Raw genomic sequence first — 26,044 nt, 5'->3', positions numbered from 1 at the left:
AACGCATGCGGTCAAATGCTTGGGAGCGGGCTTTCCGCGACCGCCACGCGCGCTACTTCGAAAATGCAGGGATGCGCGAACGACTGACAATTGATGGCAGGCAGGAAACGGCTCGAATGAGCGCCGCCGACAGCGATAGGCCCTTGCCGCCCGCCGCGCCCGAACCGCGTGAGGGCGAGGACGCACGGCCTGCCTTCAGCCGCACCGGCAAGGCGGCTGCGGAACTCGCCAGCGCGCTGCGCCACGATCTCGGCGCCGCGGCGCGGCGCGCGGGGAGGATGTTTTCGGCGGGTGCAAGGCGGCTCGGGACCAGGGCGCGAGAGGCGGATTACTCGCGGATGGAGGCGCGGCTCGGCGCGCTGGCCGGGTCGGTCCGCGGGCTGCCGGGGCTGTTCGGGGCGCGAGCGGAGCGGTTGCGCGGGCTTCCCGCTGTCCGCGAAAACGGCGATGCTCCGCCAATCGTGGCACGCCGCAGGCGATTTACGTGGCTGCGGGCGGCCGCCTTTTCCGTGGTGGCTGTGCTGGCTGTCGCGGTCGGCCTGCTGTGGTGGGCGCTGCGCGACGTGCCCTGGCAGGAGATCGCCGAAGGCTCGCTGAAGCCGGTGGTGGTGCTGGAGAGCGCCGACGGCGCGGCGATCGTGCAGCAGGGGCCGTATCAGGGCGCATATGCCAAGCGCGAGGAGTTTCCGCCGCATCTGGTCGACGCGGTGCTGGCAGTCGAGGACCGCCGCTTCTACGAGCATTACGGCATCGATTTCCGCGGCGTAGGGCGGGCTGTCTGGCGCAATCTTTTGGCCGGCGAGGTGGTCGAGGGCGGCAGCACCATCACCCAGCAACTGATCAAAATCCTTTATCTGGAGAGCGACCGCACCTTCAAGCGCAAGATCCAGGAACTGGTCATCGCCTTCTGGCTGGAAGCACGGCTCGGCAAGGACGAGATCCTGACGCGCTACCTGAACAACATCTATCTCGGCTCGGGCGCGACGGGCGTTCCGGCGGCGGCGCGGGTCTATTTCGACAAGGCGGTGAACCAGCTCGACCTGCGCGAATCGGCGATGCTGGCCGGCATCATCCGCGCGCCGTCGCAGCTGAGCCCGCTCACCAACCCTCAAGGCGCGGCGGAGCGGACTGCGGTTGCGCTCGACGTGATGGTGGCGAGCGACGTTCTCGACGAGGCCGAGGCGCGGGCCGCCAGGGCGGAAACCGCCACGCTCAAGCCGACGCGCCCGGCGCAGCGCGCCGGAAGCTGGTTCTCCGACTGGGTGCTGGAGGATGCACGCGAGATCGCCGGCCCGTACAGGGGCACGATCAAGGTGCGCACGACCATCGTGCCGAAGCTGCAGGCGCTGGCCGAGCGGGCGGTCGCCGAAGGACTCGCCTCGGAAGCGGCGGCCGGCGTGGGGCAGGCAGCGCTGGTCGCCATGACGCCGGACGGCGCGGTGGTGGCGATGGTCGGCGGGCGCGACTATGCCGGCAGCGAGTTCAACCGTGCGGCGACCGCCATGCGGCAGCCGGGCTCGGCCTTCAAGCTGTTCGTGCTCTATGCGGCGCTGAAGGCCGGCTATTCGCCGCGCGACAGGGTCAGGGACGAGCCGATCGAGATCAACGGCTGGACGCCGGAAAATTTCGGCGGCGAGTATAATGGCCGCGTTTCCCTCGCCGAGGCCTTTGCGCGCTCGCTCAACGCCGCGATGGTCAACCTGGCGCAGGAAGTGGGCCTGAAGAACGTCGTGGCGGCGGCGCGCGAACTCGGCATCGACGCGCCGCTCAACGAGACGCCGGCGCTGGCGCTGGGCGCGTCGGAAGTCAGCCTGCTCGACCTGACGGGCGCCTACGCCTCGGTGCGGGCGGGGCTCGCCCCGATCGAGCCGTGGGGTATCGTTTCGTTCCACAGCGATGGCCAGCCGCAGGCGTTCCGCGTCGGGCCGCCGAAGCCGCCGGAGATCGACCTGCGCGGCGTGCAGCGGGATCTGGTCGGGCTGCTGCATCTCGTCGTCCAGCGCGGCACAGGCAAGGCTGCGGGCCTGGACGGTTTCGCCGCAGGCAAGACCGGCACCAGCCAGAATTTTCGCGATGCCTGGTTCATTGGTTTCAACGAGCCGTTGGTGGCGGGCGTCTGGGTCGGCAACGACGACGACAGCCCGATGAACGAGGTCACCGGCGGAAAACTGCCGGCGGCGATCTGGAAGAATTTCATGTCGGCCGCGCTCGCCGAGGCGACGAAGGGCAAGCCGGGGGCGGAGGCGATGACCGCGTCGGCGGAGGCGCGGGAAGAGACGCCGGTGTCGTGCAATGTGCGCGCCTGCTCGCGCGCCTATCGCTCGTTCCGGGCCGAGGATTGCACGTTCCAGCCTTATAGCGGGCAAAGGCGGTTGTGCGAGAAGTAGGGACCGTATTGAGTTGGGGGCTGGGCCTATCTCCCATGCGCTAGGGGGCGACGCTTAGCACGTCTCGATTGGGGTCGTTTGCAGACTGACGGCTTCTTGGCGCACGAAAAGTTATAGCGGACATTCAACCTGGCCCAGGCTTTGTCCCGATCTGACTAACCCCTTGATTTTTCGTGCCTTTATCGGCCACCAGCACACGCTGGGCCAAACGAGCTGCGTTGACGTGCTGACTGGTCACTACTTCTTGGCACAGCTACGGTTCGCAGCGCGTTGCCTGCTCCAGGACGGTCGCCGGGCGTCCATTGTTGACCTTACGTAACACAACCCCACGTCTGTATGGGGTGGACAAGCCGAAGATTCCAAGAACATTATTCGGGCAGGGTGACGGGGCTGATAGAGCCACACACTGTGCAATGCGGCAGCTGCACTACGGCATAAGGCGTGAGTTGCGCACAGTGTTCGAGGAGGAACCCTGCGATGCCGAATCCAAGCCAGACGAGCGACCAATGGTGGGTCAACGACCAGACGCCGGACAACCCTTACGGCAAAAGCGAGGATTATGAATCCTTTCTCGATTATCTCGGGGCATTGCCCCGCAGCCTGACGCCGGAGAGAGCTCAGGGAACGCTGAGGATCAACGTTTCCGAGCTCAACAACCACCCCGAGTACAAGGCTGCCGCGATCGGCGCGCTACAGATGTGGGCGTCTGTCACGCCTCTGGAGTTCGAAATCGTCGACGACGCCGCATACAATCCCGCAACGGACTGGATGGAGGTCGTCAGCCCCGAGCTGGGCGAGGAGGACGATGGCAGCGCCTATTCAGCCAATCGTTATGTCAGCATCGGTCAGCGTTTCCACGACACGGAACCCAACAAGACGGATATCGGCGGTTATGTGTTCGATTCCTTCATCCATGAATTCGGCCATGAATTCGGCCTGAACCATCCCGGCCTCTACAATTACAGCGGCCCCGGCGGCGTGCAGATCAACTATCTGAACAATGCGACCTGGACGTTTGATCGCCAGCAATACAGCGTCATGTCCTATTTCGATGGGATCGATGTCGGCGAAACCACGCGCTGGTCGGCGTCGACGCCGCTTATGGCCGACATTGAAGCCGTCATCCGCCGCTTTTTTTCGACCGTCGACGAGGACGGGGTGCGCACCTATCAGCACATCGACCTGAACACGGGCGACAATGTCTACGGCTTCGGCAGCACGCAGTATGGCTACCAGCTGACCTCCTCGGGCATGCAGCACGATATCGGCTTTGTGATCCATGACACCGGCGGGACCGACACGGTCGACTTCTCCGGCTCGACGGCGGGTACGATCCTCGACTTGCGCGCCGGACAGTTCTCCAGCGTCAACGGACATACCAACAATGTGTCGATCTTTGCCGGACACAACGCGGATGGGACCGACTATTACATCGAGAACGGCATCGGCAGCTGGTATGACGACATCCTGATCGGCAATGACGGCGCCAACACGCTGGATGGACGCGGCGGCGGCGACCGCATGGCCGGCAATGGCGGCGACGATACGTACTTCGTCGATTCGTTGGACGACATCGTTCGCGAGGAAGCGAATGGCGGCAATGACACCGTCATTCTGCTTTCCAGGGACCTAAGAATCCGGCGGATCGCGAATGTCGAGCAGATTATCTATGCCGATGAATCGACGCTTCAGCCTGGAGGCGGCGACACCGGCACCCCGCCGATCGTCGGCGACAACACATTGACCAGCATCATCTTCGGCACCAGTGGACACGACACGCTCGATGGCGGCGCCGGTGACGACACCATCTTCGGTCAGGGCGGCGACGACCTCATCATCGGCGGCCGCGACTCGCTCGCCAGCCGCGACATCAACAACACGATCGATGTCGCGGATCTCGAAGACCAGACCGAGAGCGATGACGGCAACGACACGCTCTATGGCGGCCGCGGCAACGACACCATTCTCGGCGGCCAGGGAAACGATATCCTCGACGGCGGGGACGGCGACGATACGCTGAGCGGCCAGGACGGCATCGACATCTTCAGAGGTGGCGCCGGCGTCGATACGGTCGACTTTAGCAGGGAGAGCCCCTTCCAATTGCTCGTCAACCTCGCCACGAATGTCGCGAGCGGCGGCACGGCGTCGGGCGATACGTTCTACAGCATCGAGAATCTCATCGGCTCCGATGACCGCATCGACCGCTTCATCGGCACGGCCGCCGCCAACCATTTCTGGGGCCAGGGCGGCGGCGACTACTTCAATGGCGGCGATGGCAATGACATCCTCGATGGCGGCCGCGACGGCGACATCATTTACGGCGAAGGCGGCAATGACACGATCATCGGAGGCAGCGAGCAGGACTATCTGGATGGCGGCACCGGCATCGACACGGTCGTCTACCAAGACAGCCCGGTCGGCGTAACGATCGATCTCGCCAACGGCACGGCCAGCGGCGGCGACGCCGATGGCCCGGTGCAGATTGTCGGGCGCGGCACCATTATCCGGCACGACATCCTCGCAGGCTTCGAAAACGCCGTCGGTTCATCATTTGATGACCATCTCATCGGCGATGCCCAGGCCAACGAACTCTCCGGCGGCTCGGGCGACGACACGCTGACGGGCGGCGGCGGCGCCGACAGATTGAACGGCGGCGCCGGCAGCGACACGGCGGATTACGCCGACTCAACGAGCGGCGTCAGGCTCAGCCTCGCCGGACTCGGATCCGGCGGAGATCGATATGTCTCGATCGAAAATCTCGCCGGTTCTGGGCTCAACGACCGACTGACCGGCAACGCAGCGGCCAATGTGCTGACCGGCCAGGGCGGGAACGACACGATCGACGGTGGCCGCGGCGACGACACCCTGCTCGGCGATTTCGCCTATCAGGGCGATGCTCCGCCACGCCCGGGTATGGGCACCGGCTACGCCACGCTCGGGTCGGATGCGACGAACAATTCGATTGCAACCGCCTTCGACATCTCGAACAACTTCTCGCTGGCCGCCGACCCGGACATCTTCGATTCTACGACCGTCCTTCACACGACCGTCAACGCCACCGGAAACGGCAAGGGCGGATATTACAGCATCAACCTGGCGGCCGGCACGATCATCACCATCGACATCGATCACATTGCCGATCCGAACATCCATGACAGCTGGGTCAGGCTGCTGGACGGCGATGGCAATATCCTCGCTGAGAACGACGATGGCGGCGGCGACCCCGGCTCCAACAGCACCCGGGATTCGAGCACGGTCTTCGTCGTCCAGGAAACCGGAACCTACCATATTCTGGAAGGCAGATGGTCTCCGACGGTGCCGGGCGATGGCTGGGAGGAAGCCGTGCCGGCGGGCTCGACATATGAGTTGAACGTGTCGGTCGAGTTCCCGCCCGCGCCGGCTCAGCCGGGCGTCGCCGGCGCAGATACTTTAAACGGCGGCGGCGGCAGCGATCTGCTGGATGGCGGGCTGGCGACCGACACACTGACCGGCGGCGCGGGCGAGGATTCTTTCCGCTTCTCGACCGAGCTTGGGGCCGGCAATATCGACCGGATCACCGACTTCAACGTCGCGAACGACACGATCCTGCTGGACAACCTCATCTTTGAGAGCGTGGGCAACGACGGCGCTCTCGCGTTGGGCGCGTTTTACGGGAGTGCGTCGGGCGTCGCTCATGATTCCGACGACCGCATAGTCTATGATACTGATAGCGGGGCCTTGTCCTATGACGCCGATGGCGCCGGAGAAGACGCAGCCATTCAGTTTGCGCGGCTGAGCACAAATCTGAATCTTTCGGCGTCCGACTTCATTATCATCTAAAAATGGACCGCAGGTGGGGCGCCCTCAGGCGCCCCACCTCTCTTTTCGAACCACAAGCTGAGCGGCAATGCCGTCACCGCACGGGTCCTGAGGCCGATCATGGAGAGTGTGATGAAGCGCCCGACCGACCGCCGCACAGTATTAATGGCCGCCGGGGCTGCGGCTGTCGCCGCGGCCGCCGGGACAGTCGCCGCGCAATCGACGGATATTCGCGGCGAAGTCACGTTCGAGGGCGGCGCGGTTATCCCGGAAGGTCATCTCGAGATTTATCTCGAGGACCCTGCGATTCAGGATAATACGCGACGTCGCGCCGCGAAAACGAGCATCGAAAGCGACGGCAAGTCAAAGGCGATAGCCTTTTCCTTGTCACCGCCCGCAAGTGCGACTGCTTCGCCGACGCTGCGGATCGTTGCGCGCCTGGAGCGTGCGGATGGCTGGCTGGTCGCGCGCGGCAGCGCACAGTTCGAGGCGGGCTCGCCCATCCATGTCACACTCAACACAGTTATGTATTGAAGAGCCAGCGGCCGTCCTGGAGCGATCCATTCGGACCCAATAATAGCAACTTTCGCCGTCGCGTGCGAGACTCTGCTTCTGGGTTGCAAGCAGAACTGCAAATCCCCCTACGGCTCGTCCCTCTCATCCCGCAAATTCGACACCACGCGGCGGTTCTGCGAGCGGCAGGCGGTGTCGGGGCAGTCGCGGACGAGGCGGTCCTTGCCGTAGCCCTTGGCCCACATGCGGTTGCGGTCGATGCCGCCGGCGGCGAGGTAGGCCATAACTGCTTCGGCGCGTTGCTGCGACAGCGCCGTTTCGCTCGCGCCCGGATCGTCGGCGAAACCCTGCAGCTTGAGCAGCCAGCGCGGATGCTTTGTCAGCCAGGCGATCTGGGTGTCGAGGGTGGCCCTGGCGACGGAATCCAAGGCCGCGGAGCCTTGCGTGAAATAGGTGCGGCGGCCGACATTGAGGATAAAATCCTCCTCGCTGCCCGGCTGCACATTCTGGAAGCCGGCGACCTCGGTGTTTGTGACGTCCGGCGTGGAAGGCGCCAGCGTGTTGCTGGTCGAGCAGGATGCGGCCAGCACCAGCATGCCGGCGGCGAGCAGCCGGCGCGTGTTTTCAATCATGCGGTTCATGAGGCGCCAATCATTCGACGGTGGTGGAAGCGGGCGCCTGGTCGGCGATGTGCGGCAGGACCTGCACCGCGGTGCCGATCGGGCAGCGCTGGTAGAGGTCGATGATGTCTTCCGGGAACATGCGGATGCAGCCGCTGGAGGCGTCCGTGCCGATGCTCCACGGCTCCAGCGTGCCATGCAGGCGGTAGCCGGTGTCGGCGCCGTTGCGGTGCAGATAGAGCGCGCGCGGCCCAAGTGGATTGTTGGGCGCGCCGCCGGCGACGAGGCGCGGCAGCTCCGGCCTGCGCTTCAGCATTTCGGGAGGCGGAACCCATTGCGGCCACAGGGCGCGGCGGTCGATCGTCGCGCGGCCGTACCATTTGAAGCCTTCCTTGCCGACGCCGACGCCGTAGCGGATGGCGGTCTTGTTTTCCATGATGACGTAGAGGAAGTGGTGGCGGGTATCGACCACGACCGTGCCGACCGGCTCGCTGCTGAAATATTTGACGATCTGGCGATGCCAACGCTTGTCGATCTTGGCGAAGTTGGTCTTGCGATAGACAAAATTGTTGTCGCTGGCGGTGCCGGCGAAAAAGGATTTTGCAGCTGCGGCTTGCGCAATATTGCTCGTCGCACTCGCGGCGACCAGCGCCAGGCCGCCGAGCACGACATCCCTGCGTGACAAAACCATCGGCAATATTCCCCCCATGCCAAAAGCCTCGCGGACCATAGTTGAGAATTACTTCGCCTCAAAGTGGAAAATGCTGCGTTGCTTCAATCTGCCGGTTCCGGCCGATCTCACCGATGCGTTACTGGACCGGAACCGGGCGGAAGCTATGTTTCCGCCAGGCGGGTTGCCAGCACCTGGAGAAGACCATGACCACACCGGCCATTACGCAGGCGATGATCGACGCCTATGACGAATACACCCATCTGACGCTGGACCGCCGCGGCTTCATGGAGAAGCTGACGAAACTCGCCGGTTCGGGCGCGGCGGCAGCCGTGATCGCGCCGATGCTGGCCGCGAATTCGGCCCACGCGGCGATGGTGGCCGAAGACGATGCGCGGCTCAAGGCCGAGGACATCACCTGGCCGGGCGACGGCGGCGACATGAAAGGATATCTTGTCCAGCCGGCGGATGCGGGCGGGAAGCTCGGCACCGTGATCGTCATCCACGAGAACCGCGGCCTCAACCCCCACATTCGCGATGTGGCGCGGCGCATGGCGCTGGAAGGTTTTGTCGCGCTGGCGCCGGATTTTCTTTCGCCGCTCGGCGGGACGCCCGCCGACGAGGAACAGGCGCGCGGAATGTTCTCGCAACTCGACCCGGCCAAAACGGTCGCCAACGGCGTCGCCACCGTCGCGTTCCTGAAAGGGCATGAATCCGGCAACGGCAAGGTCGGCGCGGTCGGCTTCTGCTGGGGCGGCGGAACGGTGAACACGCTCGCCGTCAACGCGCCTGACCTTGCTGCCGGCGTCGCCTATTATGGAGCGCAGCCCAACCCGGACGTCGTGCCCCAGATCCAGGGGCCACTGCTCCTGCACTATGCCGGCGAGGACGCGCGCATCAATGCCGGAATAGAGGCCTACAAGGCCGCGCTGGACGCGGCCGGCAAGGAATACACGATCCATATGTACGAAGGCGCGCAGCACGCCTTCAACAACGACACGTCGGAGGCGCGCTACAACAAGGAGGCGGCCGATCTCGCCTGGGGGCGGACGGTGGCGTTCTTCAAGGAGAAGCTCGCTACGCAATGATCAATACCGATGCTCCAGTAAGGCATGTTTTCGAGCCGGCGGACGGCATTCCCAACAATCCGCTGCCGCTGCTGATCTGGCGGGACCGCACCCCTCGTGAAGCGCGTGACGGCCGGAGTGTCTGCGCGCTTTACGAGAAGAACGGCTGGAGCGGCACTTGGGTCTATACGGTGTACCCGTTCTGGCACTTCCACACGCTCGGCCACGAAGTGCTTGCCTGCGTATCGGGAAACGCACGCATCGGCTTCGGCGGAGATGCCGGCATCGCGGCGGACGTTTCCGTCGGCGATGTCTGCATCGTGCCCGCCGGCGTGGGCCACAAGCGGCTCGACAGTTCCGCCGATTTCCAGATGGCTGGCGGCTATCCGCCGGGCCAGCAGGGGAAGATCGTTAAACCGGGCGACATCGAGATAGAGCCTGCGGCGCTGGCGGTCGCGGGTCTTGCTTTGCCGGGAGCCGACCCGATCACCGGCCGCGCCGACGGGGTGGTCGAGATCTGGCGGCAGCCAACAGATTGACCGGTAGCGGCTTCACCCGTAGCCCCGCTTCATACGCGCCTGCTTGATGATGACGCGCCAGCGGATCATATCGAGCGGGATCGGGTCGTTGTTGTTGGCGATGTGGAAGATCTCGTTGTTCAGGTTCTTCAACGTCCGCCAGAAATCGTAGTCGGTCAGGCGGGGATCGTCGGCGAGCTTGTCCGATGCCTTTTCGATATCGATTCTCATAGTCCGTCCTCAAGCCGACTCTTGCCCCAGCCGCCCGCTTGCATTCCGCTTCGGCTCCTTTGTTCATGAGTCGCGACTACCAAACAATCGAACAGGTTTATTGTTCACAGTGAAAATCGGTTAGGGTTAACGGCGACGGGCGCGGGTCGGCTCAGGCGGTCTTGCGCCGGATGCCGATCGAGCGGCCGGCGCGCTCGGGCATGGGCAGGGAGGCGTGCGTGGCGCGCATTTCCTCGACCTTCGCCATGATGTCGGCCGGGAAGGCGGCGACCTTCGGCCCGGCCATGTCGACATGCAGCGAGAGCTGCTCCGAGGTGGCGGCCAGCCAGCCGTCGACGTGGCGGATCTCCTGATAGGCGCGCAGCCGCTTCTCGTCATGGTCGAGCAGCTGGAAGCTGACCGTCACATTGTGGCCGAGATGCAGTTCCTGGACGTAGCAGATGTGGACCTCGGCCGTGTAGATGGTCAGCCGGCGCTCCTTGGCGTAGTTGGGCCCGAGGCCCATCAGTTCGAAGGCATCGTCGGAACAGCGGTCGAAGAGTACGTTGTAATAGGCCATGTTGAGATGGCCGTTATAGTCGATCCAGTCCTTTTCCAACTCCATGATGCGGGAGACGAAGGGGGCGGGCAGGGTCATGTGACATTCCTCGTTGGCGCACTGGACAAGTGAAGCTGGCCGGCAGATTACGGGACCATAGACATGAGACAAGGACCCGGACTGGTCCATTCGCGGAGGAATTGATGGCGCTGAGCGACCTGCGGAGTGTTGAACGCAACGAAGCCGGCATTGAAGCCGCGCTTGGCATTTTGAAGCAGCGCTTCGGCGAGCGGTTCCAGACCGGCGCTGCGATCCGCGGGCAGCACGCGCATACCACGACCTACATCCCGACGCAGGCGCCGGACGGCGTGGCGTTTCCCGAATCGGCCGAGGAGGTGCAGGAGATCGTAAAGGTGTGCGCCGAGCACCGCGTGCCGGTGATCGCGTTCGGGGTGGGTTCTTCGCTGGAGGGCCAAGTCAATGCGCCGGGCGGCGGCATCTCGCTCGATACGTCACGGATGAACCGGGTGCTTGCCGTCAACGCCGAGGATCTAGACTGCACGGTGGAACCCGGCGTGACGCGCGAGGATCTCAACACATATCTGCGCGAGACCGGATTGTTCTTCCCGATCGATCCGGGTGCAAACGCCAGCCTGGGCGGCATGGCGGCGACGCGCGCATCTGGCACCAACGCGGTGCGCTACGGCACGATGCGCGAAAACGTGCTGGCGCTGCAGGCGGTGATGGCCGACGGGAGCATGGTGACCACGGCGAGGCGGGCGAAGAAGAGTTCGGCCGGCTACGACCTGACGCGGCTTCTGGTCGGCTCGGAAGGCACGCTCGGCATCATCACGTCGCTGACGCTGAAGCTCTACGGCATTCCGCAGGCGATTTCGGGCGGCGTCTGCCCGTTTCCGAGCGTGGAGACGGCCTGCCAGGCGGTCATCGCTACGATCCAGATGGGCATTCCAGTGGCGCGGATAGAACTGGTCAATGCGCTGCAGATGCGGGCGCTGAAAAACTATTCGAAGCTCGATTATCCTGAGAGCCCGTGCCTGTTCGTGGAATTCCACGGCAGCGATGCGGGGGTGGCGGAGCAGGCCGAGACTTTCGGGGAGATCGCCGCGGAATATGGCGGCGGGCCGTTCCTGTGGACCAGCGTGGCGGAGGAGCGGACGAAGCTTTGGAAGGCCAGGCATGATGCCTACTGGGCGTCGCTGACGCTGCGGCCCGGGGCGAAAGGCCTGTCGACGGATGTCTGCGTGCCGATCTCGCGGCTGGCCGAATGCATCGCCGAGACGGAGGCGGACATCGCCGAGATGGGCCTGATCGCGCCGATCGTCGGCCATGTCGGCGACGGCAATTTCCATACGCTGGTGCTGATGGACGTGGACGACCCCAAGGAGATCGCGCTCGCCGAAAAATTCGTGTCGCGGCTGAACATGCGGGCGATCGCGATGGAGGGCACCTGCACCGGCGAGCATGGGATCGGCCAGGGCAAGATGGGCTTTCTCCGAGCACGAACTCGGCCACGGCGTCGATATCATGCGCACCATCAAGGCCGCGCTCGACCCGCAGAACATCCTCAACCCGGGGAAGATCTTGCCGGCGTCGTTGGGGTAGCCACGCTTGACCTGACTGCGGCTTGAGCCGAAGCTTTCGATGCGGTGGGCGATTTAAGGCGAGGACAGACAGATGGCGGTGTCGCGCAAGCAGGAAGAACGGGCGCTGAACAAAGACGAATGGCAGCTGGTGCAGAAGTCGCACCATCCGGCGGTGCAGGACCTGCCGGACGCCGAACTGCTCGGCCTGATCAAGTCGGTGCGCGAACGGCGCGACCGGGCGCAGGCGGAGGCGCACAGGAAACGTCGCGAGATGCGCGGCAAGGCGGCCCCGAAGGGTGCTGAAGCGGCCGCCAAGGACCGAGGCACGCAAGCCAAGCTCGAAGTGCTCTCGATGAGCATGCGCCGGCTGAACGGCGAGCATGAACGCAGGCGACGCCTCGCCGCAAGGCTCGAACTGGTCGAAAAGTCGCGCAATGCGCTGGCCCTGAAACAAAAGAAGGCCGGCAACGGCGCGGATTTCAATGCCCGCCACGCGCACCAGGGAATGCGCGCGGTAGAGAGCCGGAAGCGGAAGGACCTGGTCCGGCCGATGGAACGCGGACGACAGCGCAAGGCCGCAGCGGTTGCGCAGGCAAAGCGCGACGCCCGCTAGCTCACTGGAACGAGACCGGCCAGCACAACCCCGCCCCACAGGATCAGCGCCGCGCCTGCGGCCTTGCCGATCCAGTGGCCGGCGGGGGTGAGTTTCTCGACCAATACGAACAGCGCGATGCCGGCGATCCAGGCGACATTCATGACGCCGCCGACGAACAGCAGCAGCATCAGGAGCCAGCAGCAGCCGAGGCAGTAGAGGCCGTGGCGCAGCCCCATGGCGAAGGCGCCGTTCTTGCCGCTCCGCCAGTTGGTCATTACGAAATCGAGTGGCGAGCGGCACTGGCGCAGGCAAGCCTGCTTGAGCGGCGTCCACTGGTAGAGGCCGGCGCCGATCAGGATGATCCCGGCAAGCGCCGTGCTCGTCGTTTGCATCATCGGCGACAGCAGGGAGATCCTGTCGAAGCCGTATTGAAGCAGGACGGCGGCGATGCTGAAGCCTGCCCATATGACGAGATAACCGAGCCCGAACAGGCTGGTCGGGCCAATCATGCTTGCCCCGGCGCTGCGCTTGCGCGCGATGGAATCGTAGAAGAGAAGCATCGGCACGGCGCTGGGCAGCATCATCGCCGTCATCATCGCCATCCACATGAGAAGCATCAGCGCAGCGTAGCCGGCGGTCCAGACCGGCTCCGCCATGGGCATATCCATGCCAGTCATTTCCGGCATGGGCATATCGACGCCCAGGAGCAGAAAGGCCCACGAGGCGAGCACGACGCCAGCGACGATGGCGACGACAAGCGCCCGGTCGTGCCGGTGCAGCGCCGTCAGGAACGGCATCTTTGGCCCCTTCAGGCGGCGACGCCTTGCGGCGTCTGGACAACGTGCGCCAGCGAACTGTGCCGTCCATTGGTCTCGAACTTGATCGCGCCCATGCTGCGGATATTGGACGAGGCGATCTCGGCCATCCGGTGCTCGAAGCCCTCGGGCATGACGATCTGGGCGCGGTGCGGCTCTCCGGTCACCGGGTTCTTGATCGGCTCGACCTCGGTTTCGAGAACGCCTCGCGCGATCATGCGCGCAGTTCGGCCTTCCTTGTCGAAGCTGAATTCGAATGGTGCGAGCACCGGATCATGCATTCTGGTCACGATGAGGCTGAAAATATGAAACAACGTCCCTTCGGCCGAATTCTCGCCCGAAAGGATCGCGCCAAGCGCCTCGCGCTGCTCGGGGCTGGCGCGCTCGTCCAGGATCGGCTGGGCGTCGCCATTGCCTTCATGAAGCGGGCCGGGAAAATGGACGGTGACGGCGAAATGCAGCCCGTCCAGGCTTACATCGTTGAAATGGCCCTTTGTGATGCGCATGGCCACGAGGCCTTCGCATTCGCCGTTTGTCGGCCTCGCGTTGAAATCGCAGGGGCAGCCGAACGCACAATTGCAATTCTTGAGCCACTCGCCTTCCAGTCTCCAGTCCGCGGATGCCATGATTTCCTCCCTGAAACCGGCCGAAAGCCGGACCGCGAACGATACCACGAAAGAGCATTGATGAATATCGACCGGGAGCTCTGACAGTGTATCGGTTTGAATTCCAGCGAAGGGTGGCGGGAAGGAGACCTTAACTCACCACGTCTCTGCCGGAGCCTGTGCGCCAGTTGTGGACATTGGAACGCCGCGCCGAGCGATTCAGAATGGCTTCTCGGCCTTATCGGTGCGGTAGAGGCTTACGGCGACCTCTCGAGGTTTCCCGCGCGGCCCCTTCGCGACCCTGCGCCAGGCGTCCAGCGTGGTCTGGTCGCGCCAGCATTCAAAGAGATTGACGCGCTCCGGATCGACCGCATCCGCGCTTATGGAGAAGTCGAGACAGCCGTCGTACGCCCTCGCGCGTTCGACCATGCCCCTGAAGGCTTCCACGGCGCCGTCCCGCTTCTCAGCGTCGGTGCGGGTGTAGCCGGCTATGATGATCATGGGTCTGCTCCTTCGGGCTGGTGCCCTATTCCGGCGACACGCCGCCGTGCATGGTCTGGGATAGCGACCCGCGAGGATCGCCGGTTCGCGATCGGAACGTCAGCCCCCCTTCACGTACCCCAGGCCCTCGACGATCTTTCCGTCCCGGACACGCATGATGTTGACGCCTCGAACCCGATCCGCCTCACGCTCGCTCCAGCGAAGCTGCCAGCGGATGATCCCGCGGTCGCCCATCGCCGAGATTTCCTCAGCTTTGAAGACAAGGTTGGCGGACGACGCGACGCCCTTCCAGAAAGTGAGGCAAGCCTCACGCCCTTCGTAGCGAGCTCCATCCGGGGCCGGCGCCGTATTTTCGAGAACACAGCCCTCGCCGATGAGATCATCGAGGTCTGCGGGGCGATGCTTCGCAAATGCGTTATGGAAGCGTTCCATAATTTCGCGGGTAACGTTGCTTTCGGTGGTCATTGTCTCACCTCATTGAGCCATGGAGCCGCCGTCGATCCCGAGCGCGTGGCCGATGATGAACTAGGCTCCGGTTGAACAAAAAACGACGATGCTTGCGATTCTCACCTGTCTTGTCGTCCTTGCCGCGGATTACTCAGGAAGGGGCGCCGACTGGCCAGGTGTTTTGGCATAAGCCAGGGCTTCGACGATCCGACCGTCACGGACACGGATCAGGCGGACGCCGCGGACCGAGCCGCCGTCGCCGAAATGGAAGCGCCAGCGGATGTTGGCGCGGTCGCCCATCACAAAGATGTCTTCGACCTCGAAGTGATTGACGCGGTCGGCCGCCATGGCCTGCCAGAACGCTAGATTCACGTCGTAGCCTTCGTAGCGCGTGCCGTTTGGGGCCGGCTGGATCGATTCCATGACGCAATCCGGCGCGATCAGGTCTTCGAGGATCGCGGGGTCATGTTCCTGGAACGCTTGGTTGAACCGGCGGATGACTTCAGGTGTTTCTCTCGTTTCCATGACGCTCTCCTATCCAGACAGGTCTGTCTATCATTTGCAATATACAGACCTGTCTGTTATAGTCAAGGGATGAAGGCAAAAATTTCTCATAGCCATCCCGAAGCAAGTCCCGCGCGTCGTCGTTTGCTCGATACCGCGACCCGGCTCTTCTACGACGGAGGCATCCACGCCGTCGGCATCGACCGCATTATTGCGGAAGCCGGCGTCGCTAAGGCGACGTTCTACAATCACTTTCCGTCGAAGGATGAGCTCGTCGTCGCCTATATCGAAGAGCAGGACCGACTCGGGCGGGCGGCAGTGGCAGCGCTGCCGAAACAGTCTCCTCGCAAAATGATCGCAGGTATCATGGGGCGTATCAGCGAGGCCGTGATCGCCGGAGGTTGGCGGGGCTGTCCCTTCCTCAACGCAGCGGCCGAGTATCCCGACCCGACCAGCCTAGTGCGGCGGGCCATTGATGCGCGCCGCGTGTGGTATCACGACAGCCTTCGAGACCTTCTTGCAGCGGATGGCGATCCATCTCCTTCCGTCACCGCTTCCCTCCTCGTCGCCGTATCAGACGGCCTGCTGGAAAGTGCCTACCTGGATAATCCCGAAAAGGTTCCCGCCCTTGTTCGGGAAGCCGTGGCAAGACTGCTCGACCGCCGTTGATTCGCGGTTCTACGAACGGCCAAAGAGCTTCATATCGATGGCACAACTGCCGCACGAGCCCGCCGCGCGGCTTGAAGGCGCCTCGCTTTGGGTCAGCACAGGACATGCCCAGAGCTATCGTTGAGCGGCAGCAACGGGTCCGTGAGCCGAAGTCCAACTTGAGACATTGCCGGGAACACCTCGGCAAATTTGCCACTTTATGCATGGAATGATGACGGTAGAGTGCAAACTCGTTTCCAATCCATCGCGAGGAACTGATTCTGGCGCGGCTTTTTGTCATTATCGGCGGGTTGATCGTGCTGGCGCTGACGGCGGCGCTGGTGGGGCCGTATTTCGTCGACTGGACATCCTACCGCGCTGATTTCGAGCGTGAGGCGAGCGCAATACTCGGCCGCAAAGTGACGGTGAAAGGGGACGCCAGCGCGCGTCTGCTGCCGTTTCCGTCGGTGACGTTCTCGGACGTTTCGGTCGGCGGTTCCGCCGATGCGCCGGCGATGACGATCGAGACATTCTCGATGGACGCCGAACTCGCGCCGTTCCTGCGCGGCGAGTTCCTGATCTTCGACATGCGCATGGTGCGGCCGAAGGCGACGGTGGAGGTCGCCGAGGACGGTACGGTCGACTGGACCGTGCGGCCTTCCGCGCCGTTCCGGGCAAGCCAGATATCGCTGGAGAAGCTGACGGTCACGGAAGGCCAGATCGCCGTCCGGCACGCCGCGGGAGGGCGCACGCATCTCCTGTCGGATATCGACGCCGAGATTTCGGCGCGGTCCTTCGCCGGGCCCTGGCGCGCCGATGGAACGCTCAGGATCGACGGCATGCGCACAACCCTGGCCGTGTCGACCGGCGCGGCCGACGAAACCGGCCAGATGCGGCTTCGCCTCAAGGCCGAGCCGCAACCCTATGGGATTGCGATAGAAACCGACGGAAACGTCAGTCTCAAGCAGGGCGCGGCGGTCTATTCCGGCGCGTTCAGGATCGCGGGTGGCGCGGGCAAGGCCGAGAGCCTGCGCGGCGGCGACGGCCAGCCGGTGAAGGTCGGCGCGCTCGAAGGCGACCCCGGATACCGCATCAACGGCCAATTCACCTTCGACCACAAGCGGCTCGGCATAGACGAATTTCGCTTCGAGACCGGGCCTCTCGACAATCCTTACACGGCCGATGGGACGGCCTTCGTGGAGATAGGCGCCGAGCCGCGCTTCCTGATCGAGACCAGCGGCGCGCAGGTGCGCTTCGACGAGGCGGTCGGGGCGGAGGAGGGCGCGAAGCTGTCGCTGGCGCAGCGCATCGCGGCGCTGGAGGCGGCGCTGACCGGCCTGCCGAGGCCGGCGATCCCAGGAGCGGTCAAGGTCGACCTGCCGGCCGTGGTGGTCGGCGATACGACGATCCGCGACGTGCGGCTGGCGGCCGAGCCGGCAGAGGGCGGCTGGGCCCTGAAATCCCTGGGCGCGACCTTGCCTGGGCGGACGACGCTGGAAGCGGACGGCCTCCTGCGTACGGAAGGCGAATTCGGCTTCGACGGATCGCTGCTCCTGGCGGTCAACCAGCCCTCCGGCTTTGCCGCCTGGCTGGCCAAGGACGTCGACGACGCGATCCGGCGACTTCCGGCAGCGGGATTCAAGGCCGATGTCGAGATAACCAGGCAGCGCCAGCTTTTCGACGATCTCGAACTGGTGCTCGGCAACGCCGTCTTCCACGGCGCGATCGACAGCCGCCAGCCCCCGGACCTTCGGCCCTCGATGTTCCTCAAGCTCGACGGCGAGGCGCTCGATGTCGACGGGCTGACCGCCTTTGCTTCGCTGTTCGTCAGCGACGAGGGTGCCAACCGTTTCGCAAACCGCGACCTCGACTTCCAGATCAAGGCCGGGCCGGTGAGCGCCGGCGGCCTGACGGCGGAGACCATAGACACCGCGCTTCGCCTGCGCAGCGGCGTGCTCGAAGTCGACCGGCTGGCGATCGGCGGGCTGGCCGGCGCCTCGGTGAGCGCGACCGGCACGGTAAAGGGTTTTCCAGAAAACCCGTCCGGCAATCTCGACGCCTCCATAGTGGCGGTCGACCTGGCGCCTTTGGTGTCGCTGGCCGCCGCCCGCTACCCCGGCAATCCGCTGCTCGCCGGGCTCGACAGGCGCGCCGCAGCCTATCCGGGCCTGCTCGCCGATACGCGCATCGACCTGATCGCCAGCGCTCTCGGCAAAGACGATGGGACGACGGGGCTGGCGCTGAGCGTTCAGGGGGACACCGGCGGATCGGCGATTTCGGGCACCGTATCGGGCTCGGGAAGGGTCGACGCGATCGGCGAGGGCGAGGTTTCGCTGTCGTTTTCGGCGCGAAACCAGGATTCCACACCGCTGATGGCGCTCGCCGGCCTGCCTGCGCTGCCGCTTGGTGTGATCGGGCCCGGCGATATGACGCTTTCGGCCAAGGGTAAACCGGCCGCCGGCATGGAAACGACGTTCAGCCTCTCGGCCGATGATTTTCAGGCGCGTTTCGAAGGCACGTCCAGCTTCGGCAGCGAGGGTTTTGCGGCAAAGGGCAGGGCCGAACTCGAAAGCGCGGATCTGGAGCCGTGGCTGATGACCAGCGGAGTTGCTTTGCCTGGCATGGGCATGGGCATGCCGGTTTCGCTGGCGGCGGATGCCGACTATGCCGGCGAATTGCTGGTGCTTGCCGGCCTCAGCGGGACGCTCAACGAGAATTCCGTTTCGGGCGACGTGAACGCCAAGGTCGGCAACGAGCTGCCGCATCTGACGGGCGCGGTGGCGCTCGATGCGCTGGACCTCGAGCCGGCGGCCGCCATGGTGCTCGGCGAAGGCTCCATCGTGGCCGAGCATGAACTCTGGTCGTCGGTGCCTTTCCGGCCGGAAACCTCGGCGCCCTTCACTGCCGAAATGGATATTTCGGCGGCGACGCTTTCGGCGGGCGCGGCGGCCAGCGCCTATGAGGCCAGCCTGGCGCTGCGCCTCGACGAGCGAGGCTTGCGGATATCGGACCTCAAAGCCAAGCTGGCCGGCGGCGATCTCACAGGCCTGCTCGAACTCAAGAACGACGCCGGCACCGGCCTGTTTTCGGGGCAATTGTCGCTCGGCGGGGCTGATCTCGAGCTCGCACTGCCGGGCGCCGGGCTGTCGGGAGCGGGCGATTTCTCGGCCGCCTTGTCGGCAAGCGGCAAATCCGTCGGCGGCATGATCGCGGCCCTGTCAGGATCGGGCACGGCGGCGCTGAAGGAACTCACGATCGCCGGCCTCAACAGCCGGGCTTTCCCGGCTTTCATTGCCCGGGCCGATGCCATCGGCCGCGACATCGATGCTGACCGGACAGCGACATTTGCCCCTGAGATCGCGGCGGGCGGCAGCTTCACGGCGGCGGGAACCGAGATTGCCTTCACCGTGGCCGGCGGCGTCGTCAGGGCGCCGCCGATAAGTCTCGCAAACCCAGACGCGACCGTGACGGCCGATCTTCGCGCCGACCTCAACACGCAAACCGTCGCGGCGGACGGCGAGATCGCCTACCGGCCGGGTGACGAGGGGCTGGCGGGGTCGGAGCCGTCGCTGCGGTTCAGCCTGGAAGGTCGCCCCGGCGAGGCAAAGCCCGTATTCGATAGCGGCCCGCTGGCGCAGTTCCTGACGCAGCGGGCGCTGGAGCGCGAGCAGGCGCGTGTCGAGGCTATGCAGGCGGCACTTCTGGAGAAACAGCGGCTGCGGCGCGAGGTGCGCTACTATGCGGCGCTCCAAACAGAACGCGAGCGCGCGGCCGAACGGGCGCGGGTGGCGGAGGAAGCGCGCGTGAAGGCTTTGACTGAGGCGGCAAGGGCGGAGGAAGAGGCGCGGCTGAAGGCCGAAGCTGAAGAAAAGGCGAGGCTCGAAGCCGAAGCCAAGGCCAAGATGGAAACCGAGGCCCGGCTGAGGGCCGAGCAGGCTGCCCGGGAGGCGCTGGAAGCGGCCAGGCGCGCTGCGGAGGAAAAGGCTCGCCTTGACGCCGAACGGCAGGCAAATCGCGCACGCGAGATCTGGCGGACGCCGCCTCCTGAACCGCAGGCCAACGAGACGCCTCCAGCGGCTCCGGCCAGGAAGCTCGAGCCCTTTGCGATCGAGGAGTTTTTCAAGTCGCTGGAGAGCTCGGAGTAGCTTTTTTCGCAGAATTTTTGGACCGCCGGGCGCCGGCTTTCTGGCCGGATTTTGCGGAACATCCGCCATATGAAAACGTTCCAAATTAGGGGTCGCCGGACCAACAGCGCGGCGACCTATCGAACCGGAAAACAAGGAGAAGAGCCATGCCCAATCGCGACTTGGCGCCTTGGACGCGGTTCCGCGGAATCGCTCCATTCGCGCGCGATCCATTCACCTCGTTCCGACAGCAGATGGAGCGGCTATTCGACGATTTCCTGGCGCCGATCGAGGCTCCCGCCCTCGCGGCCGGCCAGGAGGGCGGCGTATGGCCGAGCGTCGATGTCGACGAGACCGACAAGGCCTACAAGGTGACCGCCGAACTGCCTGGGATGGAGCAGAAGGATGTCGAAGTCACCCTGCGTGACAACGCCCTGATCATCAGTGGCGAAAAGCGGCGGGAGCACAAGGAAGAGAATGGCGGCCGGACCTATGCCGAACGCAGCTTCGGCCGGTTCATGCGTTCCATCCCGCTGGACACGGAGGTCGATGCCGACAAGGTTCAGGCGAAGTTCAAGAACGGCATTTTGGCCGTCGAATTGCCGAAGAACCCTGCCGCCAAGGACAAGACGCGCCGCATCGAGGTGAAAGCCTAGCAGACGCTCGCGCTTAGCCGAGCAGTCATACCCGCAGCCGCCGCGAATCCGTCGCGGCGGCTGGCTGGCTGCCCTGTTATTCCTTAGCCGATTTGCGTTTTGCCTCCTCCAGCACGAACAGCCGAAGCGCTGAGGACAAGTTCGCCTCACGTGGACGCTGGGCATCGATCTCGGCGATCAGTGCCGCGAGTGGGATTTGCCGCTCGGCCGCGATGATCAGGAGTTCGTCGTAAAAGGGCTGTTCGAGCGAGTAGCTGGTGCGGTGGCCGCGGATCGAAACCGAACGCTTGCGCACCAGGCTCACGCGTCGCCGTCTCCGGCCGGGCGTTCGCGGCGGTGACCTTCGACAAAGTCTTGGGATTTCCGTGCAGCTTCGACATCGCGGGCCTTTTCGGCCTTGCTGCGTCCATGGAGGGCGCGATTCTGCTCGGCTATGCGCTCTTTGTCGGCGCGCGCCTTCTGCTTTCGCGCTTGCCGAAGGCTGACGATCTCGGCCATCGCTATTTCTTGCGGAAGGAATCGAGCGAAACGACGTCGGCGCCCTTTGCCGGACCAGCTTCCGCCGCTGCTGCGTCCTTCGCCGCCTCGGCCGCCTTTTTCTTCGGTTCGGTCTTCTTCGCTCCGGCGCCCGGCGCTGCTTCGAGCTTCGGCGGCGGGGCCTGTTCGACTGCCGGCGCCGCGTCGTCAGACTTCACATCGAATTCAAGCTCGAAATTGACCGATGGGTCATAAAAGCCGCGCACGGCCGAGAAGGGGATTTCGAGCTTCTCGGGCACGTCGGAGAAAGACAGGCCGATCTCGAAGCCGGTTTCCGAGACTTTCAGGTCCCAATACTGGAACTGCACGACGATAGTCATCTGCTCGGGGTAGCGCTCCCGCAGGCGGCTGGAAATGCGCACGCCCGGCGCGCCGGTCAGGAAGGTGATGAAGAAATGGTGGCTGCCGGGAAGGCCGGTGCGCGCGACTTCCGCCAGGACCTTGCGCATGACTCCGCGCAACGCCTCCTGGGCAAGAATGTCGTAGCGGATGTGGTCCTCGGCCATATTGGAAGCGGTTCCGGTGAATCGTCAGCCCTACCTCTAATGAAGCTTCGCGCTGCCGTAAACTGGATATAGGTCGGTGGCGTGGACGCGCCAACGCGCAAGCGGCGTCGGGCGCCCACGAGTTGCGGTTTTCAGGCCGAATCCCGCTCTCACGGGGCAGGGGAAGAGGCGGCTGTGGCCTGAGGCCGGCGGCCGTAGGCGCGCAGGAAAGTCCGCACCGCATTGGTCGCGGCGCTCGCAACTTCCTCATCGGTGGGTGTGACGCCCAGCATCAGGGACATATGCAGGTCGGCGTTGACCAGCGCCAGAAACTGGCGCGCCGCCACGTCGGGATCGTCCATTTCCAGGTACCCCGCATGGGCGAGGCGGGCGAAACGTGCCGCGAGTGCTGCCCACGTCTTGCCGGGACCGTCGGAGCGCCAAGCTTCGAAGAGTTCCGGATAGCGCTCGCCTTCGGTCTGGATCAGCTTGCGCAGGAACTTGCCGTCGCGGTTGCACATGCAATTCCGGTTCAGCCGCATCGCGAACTGGACAAGGTCGGCCTCAAGATCGCGCGGCTGGTCCGGGAAGGTGGCGAGCGTGGCGAACACGCCGGCATTGGCGCGCTCGGTGATTTCGCGAACGACGGCGACGAAGAGGTTTGCCTTGTCACCATGATGATTGTAGACCGTCTGGCGCGATACGCCAGCCTCCGCCGCGATCATGTCGATATTGGCGCCGCTGAATCCCTCCCTGCAGAACACGTTGGCCGCTGCGTCCAAAATCGAGATGCGCTTGGCCAGATGTCCGCGCTGGGCGGTTGGATCGAGGCCCATGATGTCAGCTGCTGTCATGAAAATAAGATAGTCGTGATTGACAAATTAGACAAGACTGTCTAATTTTCTGGACATTATTCGCTGCTGTAATCGCTGGAGGAGTCGGTTGCGGGAGCATGGAAGCTCTACCCAAGCGCGAACGCTTGCGGGCAATTGGTCACGCGATCCGAAAGAATCAAGTCATGACATCCAACTTCCTCCGCACAGCGGTCATTCTCGGCCTGTTGTCAGCCATCGGTCCTTTCGCCATCGACATGTATCTGCCCGCGCTGCCGACGATCGGGCAGGATCTCGGCGCCGGCACAGTGGCTGTGCAGATGAGCCTCCTGGTGTTCTTCCTCTCGATGGGTTTCGGCCAGATCGTGGTCGGGCCGATTTCCGACATGGTCGGGCGTAAGGCGCCGCTCTATTTCGGCCTGGCGCTGTTCGTCGCAGGCAGCATCGGCTCCGCGCTGGCGCCCGATATTGGCTGGCTGATCGCATTCCGGTTCATCCAGGGCTTTGGCGCCTGCGCCGGCATGGTGGTGCCGCGCGCCGTGGTGCGCGACCTGCACACCGGAACCGAAGCCGCGCGGTTGATGTCGCTCCTGATGCTGGTGTTCTCGATCTCGCCGATCCTGGCGCCGCTGACCGGCAGCTTCATCATCGAGGGGTTCGGCTGGCGCGCCGTGTTCTGGGCGGTGACCATCGCCGCGCTGATAGCGGTCGTGCTTCTGGCCTTCGGTCTGAAGGAAACGCGTCCGGCCGGCCACCGGGTCGGCAGTTCGTTCGGCAGCGCGCTTGCCGGCTACAAATTCCTGATGGGCGACCGCAATTTCCTCGGCCTGACCTTCATCGGCGGCTTCGGCATATCGAGCTTTTTCGTCTACCTGGCGAGTTCGTCCTTCGTGCTGATCGACCATTACGGCGTGTCGCCGGCCGTCTACAGCGTGTTCTTCTCCATCAACGCGGTCGCCTTCTTCGCGATGTCGCAGATGACGGGCATGCTCTCGGAGCGCTATGGACTGAGGCGGGTGGTGCGCGTCGCCGTTTCCGGCTACGCCACGGTCATGGTCGTCCTTCTGGCCACGATGGCGTCGGGCATGGACCAACTCGCCGTGATGGCGGCGCTGCTCTTCGTCGGTTACGGGTTCCTCGGCCTCGTCATTCCAACCACCTCTGTGCTGGCGATGGAAGACCATGGCGAGATCGCGGGCACGGCCTCGGCGCTCATGGGAACCTTGCATTTCGCCACCGGCGCGGTCGCGATGGCGGTGGCGGGCGTATTCTTCGACGGCACGCCGCTGCCCATGGTCATCGGCATCGCCACCTGCGCGGTGATCGCCTTCGGGCTGACGCAACTCACGCTGGGCCGTGGCCGCGAGGTGGCGGAAGCGCCGGCGGAGTAAATGGTTCTCCATCGACTCTGAATAAAAAGGCCGGGTAACCGGCCCTTTTTATTGTCTTTCGGAACGCCGGATTTCGTCGATGACGAATTCGACCCGCTCTTCGATAGGCGCACGGGGGACTTCGACCAATTCGTAGCCCGATTCGCGGTAGGCTGAAGTAACCGCCTCGAAGGTACGGATGGCCTCGTCGAAATCCTGCTTGCGCTCGGCATCCTGGGAGAAGATCTCCACCCAGGGCGGAAGAGCGAAAACGCGCCGGTTGTAGCGAAAGGTCTTGGCGGCTGCGCTCACGTGAGGCGGCACGGGAAGACCCATCAGCCGGAAGTAGCCGGGAAGCTCCGGAATGCCGCGATCGAAAAATATCGTGCCAGTCTCCCGCCGGGCCATGTCGTAGGAGCGCATCTCCCAGGAGAGCATCAGGTTGGCGAAGAGAGCCGGATCGCTCCACGGCAGCGCCGGACCGGAGACCGCAACTTGCTGCTGGATGATACCGCGGCCCGCCTCGACCGAACCGACGAAGCCTCTTTCCCGCAAAGCATCGATCAATGTGCTCTTGCCGGCGCCGGGACCGCCGGTGAGGATGAAAAAGCGTTCGGAATCCTCAGACATTTCTATCGCCTCCTTTGACGAATGAAAGGTGCCGAGCGCACGTTCACAGCATGCGAGACGCGAGCGCGCGGCAAGGGTGTGAACTGGGGAGGGAGAAAAAGGGGAGGGAGAAATGGAGGTTTCTGTTGCCAGGTACCTCCGAACCCCGCCTAGAAGTGCGAACCCCTAGGACTTGATTTGAAGCTATCGCACCGCATTAAGCGGCGAGACGTGCTTCCGCATAGTTGTCGTTTGCAACTACTGAGTTAGCCCGATAACGGTGGTACAATGCCGGGCAAAAGTACGATCTTTACACCTTCGTCGATCCTATTTCGCCCCCATCAGAAACCGCTCCAGAAAGCGGTTTTTGGTGGAGGCGCCGGGTACCGCCCCCGGGTCCGAACGGCTTATTACATCGTCTGTTTATCGCCATAGCCGGTCGAGCCGGCTCGATGAATATAGGAAGCCCCGGGTGAAAATGGAAGACCGCAATGGCGGCAATCGGCGATATGCGGTATGCGCCGGATTTGGCGTCGGCTATGATCGCCAAAACCTCGAATCGAAGCGGCAGCGATGCGCCAATATCTCGACCTCTTAAGTCACGTCCTTGAAAACGGCTCCGACCGCAGCGATCGCACCGGCACCGGCACGCGCTCGGTCTTCGGCTACCAGATGCGCTTCGATCTCGCGCAGGGCTTTCCCGTCACCACGACCAAGAAACTGCACCTGAAGTCGATCATCCACGAACTTCTGTGGTTTTTGGCCGGCGACACCAACGTAAAATATCTCACCGATAATGGCGTGACGATCTGGGACGAATGGGCCGACGAAAACGGCGATCTCGGACCGGTTTACGGCAAGCAATGGCGGTCGTGGCCGGCGCGGGACGGCGGCGAGATCGACCAGATTGCTAATCTTCTGAACCAGTTGCGGACAAATCCTCATTCGCGGCGGCTGATCGTTTCGGCGTGGAACCCGGCCGAGGTGGACGCGATGGCGCTGCCGCCCTGCCACTGCCTGTTCCAGTTCTACGTCTCCGACGGAAAGCTCTCGTGCCAACTCTACCAACGTTCGGGCGACATCTTTCTCGGCGTGCCCTTCAACATCGCCTCCTATGCACTTTTGACGCTGATGGTGGCGCAGGTGGTCGGATTGAAACCCGGCGACTTCGTCCACACGCTGGGCGACGCGCATCTCTACTCGAACCATTTCGAGCAGGCGCGCGAGCAACTTCGGCGCACGCCGAAACCATTGCCTACCATGTGGATCAATCCCGAGGTGAAGGACCTGTTCGCCTTCCGTTACGAGGATTTCCGGCTCGAGAACTACGTCGCCGACGCGACCATCCGCGCGCCGATCGCGGTATGAT

The 26,044-nt window shown here is 64.0% G+C and carries 25 protein-coding genes, 1 other RNA gene and 1 pseudogene; 12 read left to right on the top strand and 15 right to left on the bottom strand.

Annotated features, from left to right (window positions below):
- The first annotated feature begins 116 nt into the window (after window positions 1-116).
- From ACG873_RS15550 to ACG873_RS15540, 3 genes are all read left to right on the top strand, one after another.
- Complete coding sequence (locus tag ACG873_RS15550) at window positions 117-2,387, top strand: PBP1A family penicillin-binding protein (protein ID WP_394892862.1); 2,271 nt, start codon at window positions 117-119, stop codon at window positions 2,385-2,387.
- Window positions 2,388-2,864: 477 nt separating this feature from the next.
- Entirely contained in the window at window positions 2,865-6,206 is a 3,342-nt protein-coding gene (locus tag ACG873_RS15545) for a M10 family metallopeptidase C-terminal domain-containing protein (RefSeq protein ID WP_394892861.1), read from the top strand.
- 111 nt (window positions 6,207-6,317) lie between these two features.
- Window positions 6,318-6,719 (top strand): hypothetical protein, encoded by a 402-nt coding sequence (locus ACG873_RS15540; protein WP_394892859.1) that lies wholly within the window; start codon window positions 6,318-6,320, stop codon window positions 6,717-6,719.
- 107 nt (window positions 6,720-6,826) lie between these two features.
- Here ACG873_RS15540 and ACG873_RS15535 read toward each other — a convergent pair whose 3' ends face one another.
- Together ACG873_RS15535 and ACG873_RS15530 are read right to left on the bottom strand one after the other, a co-directional pair.
- Entirely contained in the window at window positions 6,827-7,339 is a 513-nt protein-coding gene (locus tag ACG873_RS15535; RefSeq protein WP_394892858.1) for an OmpA family protein, read from the bottom strand.
- 10 nt (window positions 7,340-7,349) lie between these two features.
- Window positions 7,350-8,009, bottom strand: coding sequence for a L,D-transpeptidase (locus ACG873_RS15530; protein WP_394892856.1), 660 nt, complete (start codon window positions 8,007-8,009; stop codon window positions 7,350-7,352).
- Between the two features lie 185 nt (window positions 8,010-8,194).
- Here ACG873_RS15530 and ACG873_RS15525 point away from each other — a divergent pair, with 185 nt between their 5' ends.
- Both ACG873_RS15525 and ACG873_RS15520 read left to right on the top strand, forming a co-directional pair.
- Complete coding sequence (locus ACG873_RS15525) at window positions 8,195-9,076, top strand: dienelactone hydrolase family protein (protein ID WP_394892855.1); 882 nt, start codon at window positions 8,195-8,197, stop codon at window positions 9,074-9,076.
- Window positions 9,073-9,594, top strand: a complete 522-nt coding sequence (locus tag ACG873_RS15520) for a hypothetical protein (RefSeq protein ID WP_394892854.1) — start codon at window positions 9,073-9,075, stop codon at window positions 9,592-9,594. Before ACG873_RS15525 ends, ACG873_RS15520 begins: the two co-directional genes overlap by 4 nt.
- Before the next feature lie 12 nt (window positions 9,595-9,606).
- On the opposite strand, the gene ACG873_RS15515 is transcribed toward ACG873_RS15520, so the two are convergent.
- Both ACG873_RS15515 and ACG873_RS15510 read right to left on the bottom strand, forming a co-directional pair.
- Complete coding sequence (locus ACG873_RS15515) at window positions 9,607-9,804, bottom strand: hypothetical protein (RefSeq protein ID WP_394892852.1); 198 nt, start codon at window positions 9,802-9,804, stop codon at window positions 9,607-9,609.
- Between the two features lie 151 nt (window positions 9,805-9,955).
- Window positions 9,956-10,441, bottom strand: a complete 486-nt coding sequence (locus tag ACG873_RS15510; RefSeq protein WP_394892851.1) for a thioesterase family protein — start codon at window positions 10,439-10,441, stop codon at window positions 9,956-9,958.
- A 104-nt stretch (window positions 10,442-10,545) separates the two neighbouring features.
- On the opposite strand from ACG873_RS15510, the pseudogene ACG873_RS15505 reads away from it, so the two are divergent.
- Window positions 10,546-11,965 (top strand): annotated as a pseudogene (locus tag ACG873_RS15505) (FAD-binding oxidoreductase).
- Between the two features lie 72 nt (window positions 11,966-12,037).
- Window positions 12,038-12,559, top strand: coding sequence for a hypothetical protein (locus tag ACG873_RS15500; RefSeq protein ID WP_394892850.1), 522 nt, complete (start codon window positions 12,038-12,040; stop codon window positions 12,557-12,559).
- Here ACG873_RS15500 and ACG873_RS15495 read toward each other — a convergent pair.
- The 5 genes from ACG873_RS15495 to ACG873_RS15475 all read right to left on the bottom strand — a co-directional run bounded on the left by ACG873_RS15495 (window position 12,556) and on the right by ACG873_RS15475 (window position 15,434).
- Window positions 12,556-13,338: a DUF2182 domain-containing protein gene (locus ACG873_RS15495; protein ID WP_394892848.1), complete on the bottom strand. Its 783-nt coding sequence runs from the start codon at window positions 13,336-13,338 to the stop codon at window positions 12,556-12,558. The two genes, ACG873_RS15500 and ACG873_RS15495, sit on opposite strands and share 4 nt — an antisense overlap.
- 11 nt (window positions 13,339-13,349) lie before the next feature.
- Complete coding sequence (locus ACG873_RS15490) at window positions 13,350-13,982, bottom strand: DUF1326 domain-containing protein (protein WP_394892847.1); 633 nt, start codon at window positions 13,980-13,982, stop codon at window positions 13,350-13,352.
- 198 nt (window positions 13,983-14,180) lie between these two features.
- On the bottom strand, window positions 14,181-14,462 hold the full coding sequence (locus tag ACG873_RS15485) for a putative quinol monooxygenase (protein WP_394892845.1): 282 nt from the start codon (window positions 14,460-14,462) through the stop codon (window positions 14,181-14,183).
- 99 nt (window positions 14,463-14,561) lie between these two features.
- Entirely contained in the window at window positions 14,562-14,927 is a 366-nt protein-coding gene (locus tag ACG873_RS15480) for a nuclear transport factor 2 family protein (RefSeq protein WP_394892844.1), read from the bottom strand.
- 129 nt (window positions 14,928-15,056) lie between these two features.
- The gene (locus tag ACG873_RS15475; RefSeq protein WP_394892843.1) at window positions 15,057-15,434 is read right to left on the bottom strand and encodes a nuclear transport factor 2 family protein; all 378 of its coding nucleotides are present in this window, start codon (window positions 15,432-15,434) and stop codon (window positions 15,057-15,059) included.
- A gap of 69 nt (window positions 15,435-15,503) precedes the next feature.
- Between ACG873_RS15475 and ACG873_RS15470 the strand changes: the two genes are divergently transcribed.
- From ACG873_RS15470 to ACG873_RS15460, 3 genes are all read left to right on the top strand, one after another.
- Window positions 15,504-16,082 (top strand): TetR/AcrR family transcriptional regulator, encoded by a 579-nt coding sequence (locus ACG873_RS15470; protein WP_394892841.1) that lies wholly within the window; start codon window positions 15,504-15,506, stop codon window positions 16,080-16,082.
- Between the two features lie 257 nt (window positions 16,083-16,339).
- On the top strand, window positions 16,340-20,206 hold the full coding sequence (locus tag ACG873_RS15465; protein ID WP_394893535.1) for an AsmA family protein: 3,867 nt from the start codon (window positions 16,340-16,342) through the stop codon (window positions 20,204-20,206).
- Between the two features lie 146 nt (window positions 20,207-20,352).
- Entirely contained in the window at window positions 20,353-20,841 is a 489-nt protein-coding gene (locus ACG873_RS15460; protein ID WP_394892840.1) for an Hsp20/alpha crystallin family protein, read from the top strand.
- A gap of 76 nt (window positions 20,842-20,917) precedes the next feature.
- On the opposite strand, the gene ACG873_RS15455 is transcribed toward ACG873_RS15460, so the two are convergent.
- From ACG873_RS15455 to ACG873_RS15440, 4 genes are all read right to left on the bottom strand, one after another.
- Window positions 20,918-21,145 (bottom strand): ribbon-helix-helix domain-containing protein, encoded by a 228-nt coding sequence (locus tag ACG873_RS15455; protein WP_394892838.1) that lies wholly within the window; start codon window positions 21,143-21,145, stop codon window positions 20,918-20,920.
- Complete coding sequence (locus tag ACG873_RS15450; RefSeq protein ID WP_394892837.1) at window positions 21,142-21,339, bottom strand: DUF4169 family protein; 198 nt, start codon at window positions 21,337-21,339, stop codon at window positions 21,142-21,144. The genes ACG873_RS15455 and ACG873_RS15450 overlap by 4 nt, the downstream gene beginning before the upstream one ends.
- 2 nt (window positions 21,340-21,341) lie before the next feature.
- Window positions 21,342-21,884 carry an SspB family protein gene (locus tag ACG873_RS15445; RefSeq protein ID WP_394892836.1) on the bottom strand — a complete coding sequence of 181 codons (543 nt, stop codon included), beginning with the start codon at window positions 21,882-21,884 and terminating at the stop codon, window positions 21,342-21,344.
- 149 nt (window positions 21,885-22,033) lie between these two features.
- The gene (locus tag ACG873_RS15440; protein WP_394892835.1) at window positions 22,034-22,717 is read right to left on the bottom strand and encodes a TetR/AcrR family transcriptional regulator; all 684 of its coding nucleotides are present in this window, start codon (window positions 22,715-22,717) and stop codon (window positions 22,034-22,036) included.
- 164 nt (window positions 22,718-22,881) lie between these two features.
- On the opposite strand from ACG873_RS15440, the gene ACG873_RS15435 reads away from it, so the two are divergent.
- A complete protein-coding gene (locus ACG873_RS15435) occupies window positions 22,882-24,087 on the top strand; it encodes a multidrug effflux MFS transporter (RefSeq protein ID WP_394892834.1) in 1,206 nt (401 codons plus the stop codon).
- A gap of 48 nt (window positions 24,088-24,135) precedes the next feature.
- Here the strand turns inward: ACG873_RS15435 and ACG873_RS15430 are convergent, their stop codons facing one another.
- Entirely contained in the window at window positions 24,136-24,696 is a 561-nt protein-coding gene (locus tag ACG873_RS15430) for an AAA family ATPase (RefSeq protein ID WP_394892833.1), read from the bottom strand.
- A 111-nt stretch (window positions 24,697-24,807) separates the two neighbouring features.
- Window positions 24,808-25,163: a transfer-messenger RNA gene (gene ssrA, locus ACG873_RS15425) on the bottom strand.
- Between the two features lie 85 nt (window positions 25,164-25,248).
- On the opposite strand from ssrA, the gene ACG873_RS15420 reads away from it, so the two are divergent.
- Window positions 25,249-26,043: a thymidylate synthase gene (locus tag ACG873_RS15420; protein WP_394892832.1), complete on the top strand. Its 795-nt coding sequence runs from the start codon at window positions 25,249-25,251 to the stop codon at window positions 26,041-26,043.
- Window position 26,044: the final 1 nt, after the last annotated feature.

Source organism: Allomesorhizobium aridi (assembly GCF_043769475.1).
Taxonomy (GTDB): domain Bacteria; phylum Pseudomonadota; class Alphaproteobacteria; order Rhizobiales; family Rhizobiaceae; genus Allomesorhizobium.
This window is presented reverse-complemented; position numbering and strand designations above follow the sequence as displayed.

What these genes read in the sequence shown, in the direction of transcription:
- ACG873_RS15550 (WP_394892862.1), top strand. Translation starts at nt 117, where the DNA reads ATGAGCGCCGCCGACAGCGATAGGCCCTTGCCGCCCGCCGCGCCCGAA.
- ACG873_RS15545 (WP_394892861.1), top strand. Translation starts at nt 2,865, where the DNA reads ATGCCGAATCCAAGCCAGACGAGCGACCAATGGTGGGTCAACGACCAG.
- ACG873_RS15540 (WP_394892859.1), top strand. Translation starts at nt 6,318, where the DNA reads ATGAAGCGCCCGACCGACCGCCGCACAGTATTAATGGCCGCCGGGGCT.
- ACG873_RS15535 (WP_394892858.1), bottom strand. Translation starts at nt 7,339, where the DNA reads ATGAACCGCATGATTGAAAACACGCGCCGGCTGCTCGCCGCCGGCATG.
- ACG873_RS15530 (WP_394892856.1), bottom strand. Translation starts at nt 8,009, where the DNA reads ATGGTTTTGTCACGCAGGGATGTCGTGCTCGGCGGCCTGGCGCTGGTC.
- ACG873_RS15525 (WP_394892855.1), top strand. Translation starts at nt 8,195, where the DNA reads ATGACCACACCGGCCATTACGCAGGCGATGATCGACGCCTATGACGAA.
- ACG873_RS15520 (WP_394892854.1), top strand. Translation starts at nt 9,073, where the DNA reads ATGATCAATACCGATGCTCCAGTAAGGCATGTTTTCGAGCCGGCGGAC.
- ACG873_RS15515 (WP_394892852.1), bottom strand. Translation starts at nt 9,804, where the DNA reads ATGAGAATCGATATCGAAAAGGCATCGGACAAGCTCGCCGACGATCCC.
- ACG873_RS15510 (WP_394892851.1), bottom strand. Translation starts at nt 10,441, where the DNA reads ATGACCCTGCCCGCCCCCTTCGTCTCCCGCATCATGGAGTTGGAAAAG.
- ACG873_RS15500 (WP_394892850.1), top strand. Translation starts at nt 12,038, where the DNA reads ATGGCGGTGTCGCGCAAGCAGGAAGAACGGGCGCTGAACAAAGACGAA.
- ACG873_RS15495 (WP_394892848.1), bottom strand. Translation starts at nt 13,338, where the DNA reads ATGCCGTTCCTGACGGCGCTGCACCGGCACGACCGGGCGCTTGTCGTC.
- ACG873_RS15490 (WP_394892847.1), bottom strand. Translation starts at nt 13,982, where the DNA reads ATGGCATCCGCGGACTGGAGACTGGAAGGCGAGTGGCTCAAGAATTGC.
- ACG873_RS15485 (WP_394892845.1), bottom strand. Translation starts at nt 14,462, where the DNA reads ATGATCATCATAGCCGGCTACACCCGCACCGACGCTGAGAAGCGGGAC.
- ACG873_RS15480 (WP_394892844.1), bottom strand. Translation starts at nt 14,927, where the DNA reads ATGACCACCGAAAGCAACGTTACCCGCGAAATTATGGAACGCTTCCAT.
- ACG873_RS15475 (WP_394892843.1), bottom strand. Translation starts at nt 15,434, where the DNA reads ATGGAAACGAGAGAAACACCTGAAGTCATCCGCCGGTTCAACCAAGCG.
- ACG873_RS15470 (WP_394892841.1), top strand. Translation starts at nt 15,504, where the DNA reads ATGAAGGCAAAAATTTCTCATAGCCATCCCGAAGCAAGTCCCGCGCGT.
- ACG873_RS15460 (WP_394892840.1), top strand. Translation starts at nt 20,353, where the DNA reads ATGCCCAATCGCGACTTGGCGCCTTGGACGCGGTTCCGCGGAATCGCT.
- ACG873_RS15450 (WP_394892837.1), bottom strand. Translation starts at nt 21,339, where the DNA reads ATGGCCGAGATCGTCAGCCTTCGGCAAGCGCGAAAGCAGAAGGCGCGC.
- ACG873_RS15445 (WP_394892836.1), bottom strand. Translation starts at nt 21,884, where the DNA reads ATGGCCGAGGACCACATCCGCTACGACATTCTTGCCCAGGAGGCGTTG.
- ACG873_RS15440 (WP_394892835.1), bottom strand. Translation starts at nt 22,717, where the DNA reads ATGACAGCAGCTGACATCATGGGCCTCGATCCAACCGCCCAGCGCGGA.
- ACG873_RS15435 (WP_394892834.1), top strand. Translation starts at nt 22,882, where the DNA reads ATGACATCCAACTTCCTCCGCACAGCGGTCATTCTCGGCCTGTTGTCA.
- ACG873_RS15430 (WP_394892833.1), bottom strand. Translation starts at nt 24,696, where the DNA reads ATGTCTGAGGATTCCGAACGCTTTTTCATCCTCACCGGCGGTCCCGGC.
- ACG873_RS15420 (WP_394892832.1), top strand. Translation starts at nt 25,249, where the DNA reads ATGCGCCAATATCTCGACCTCTTAAGTCACGTCCTTGAAAACGGCTCC.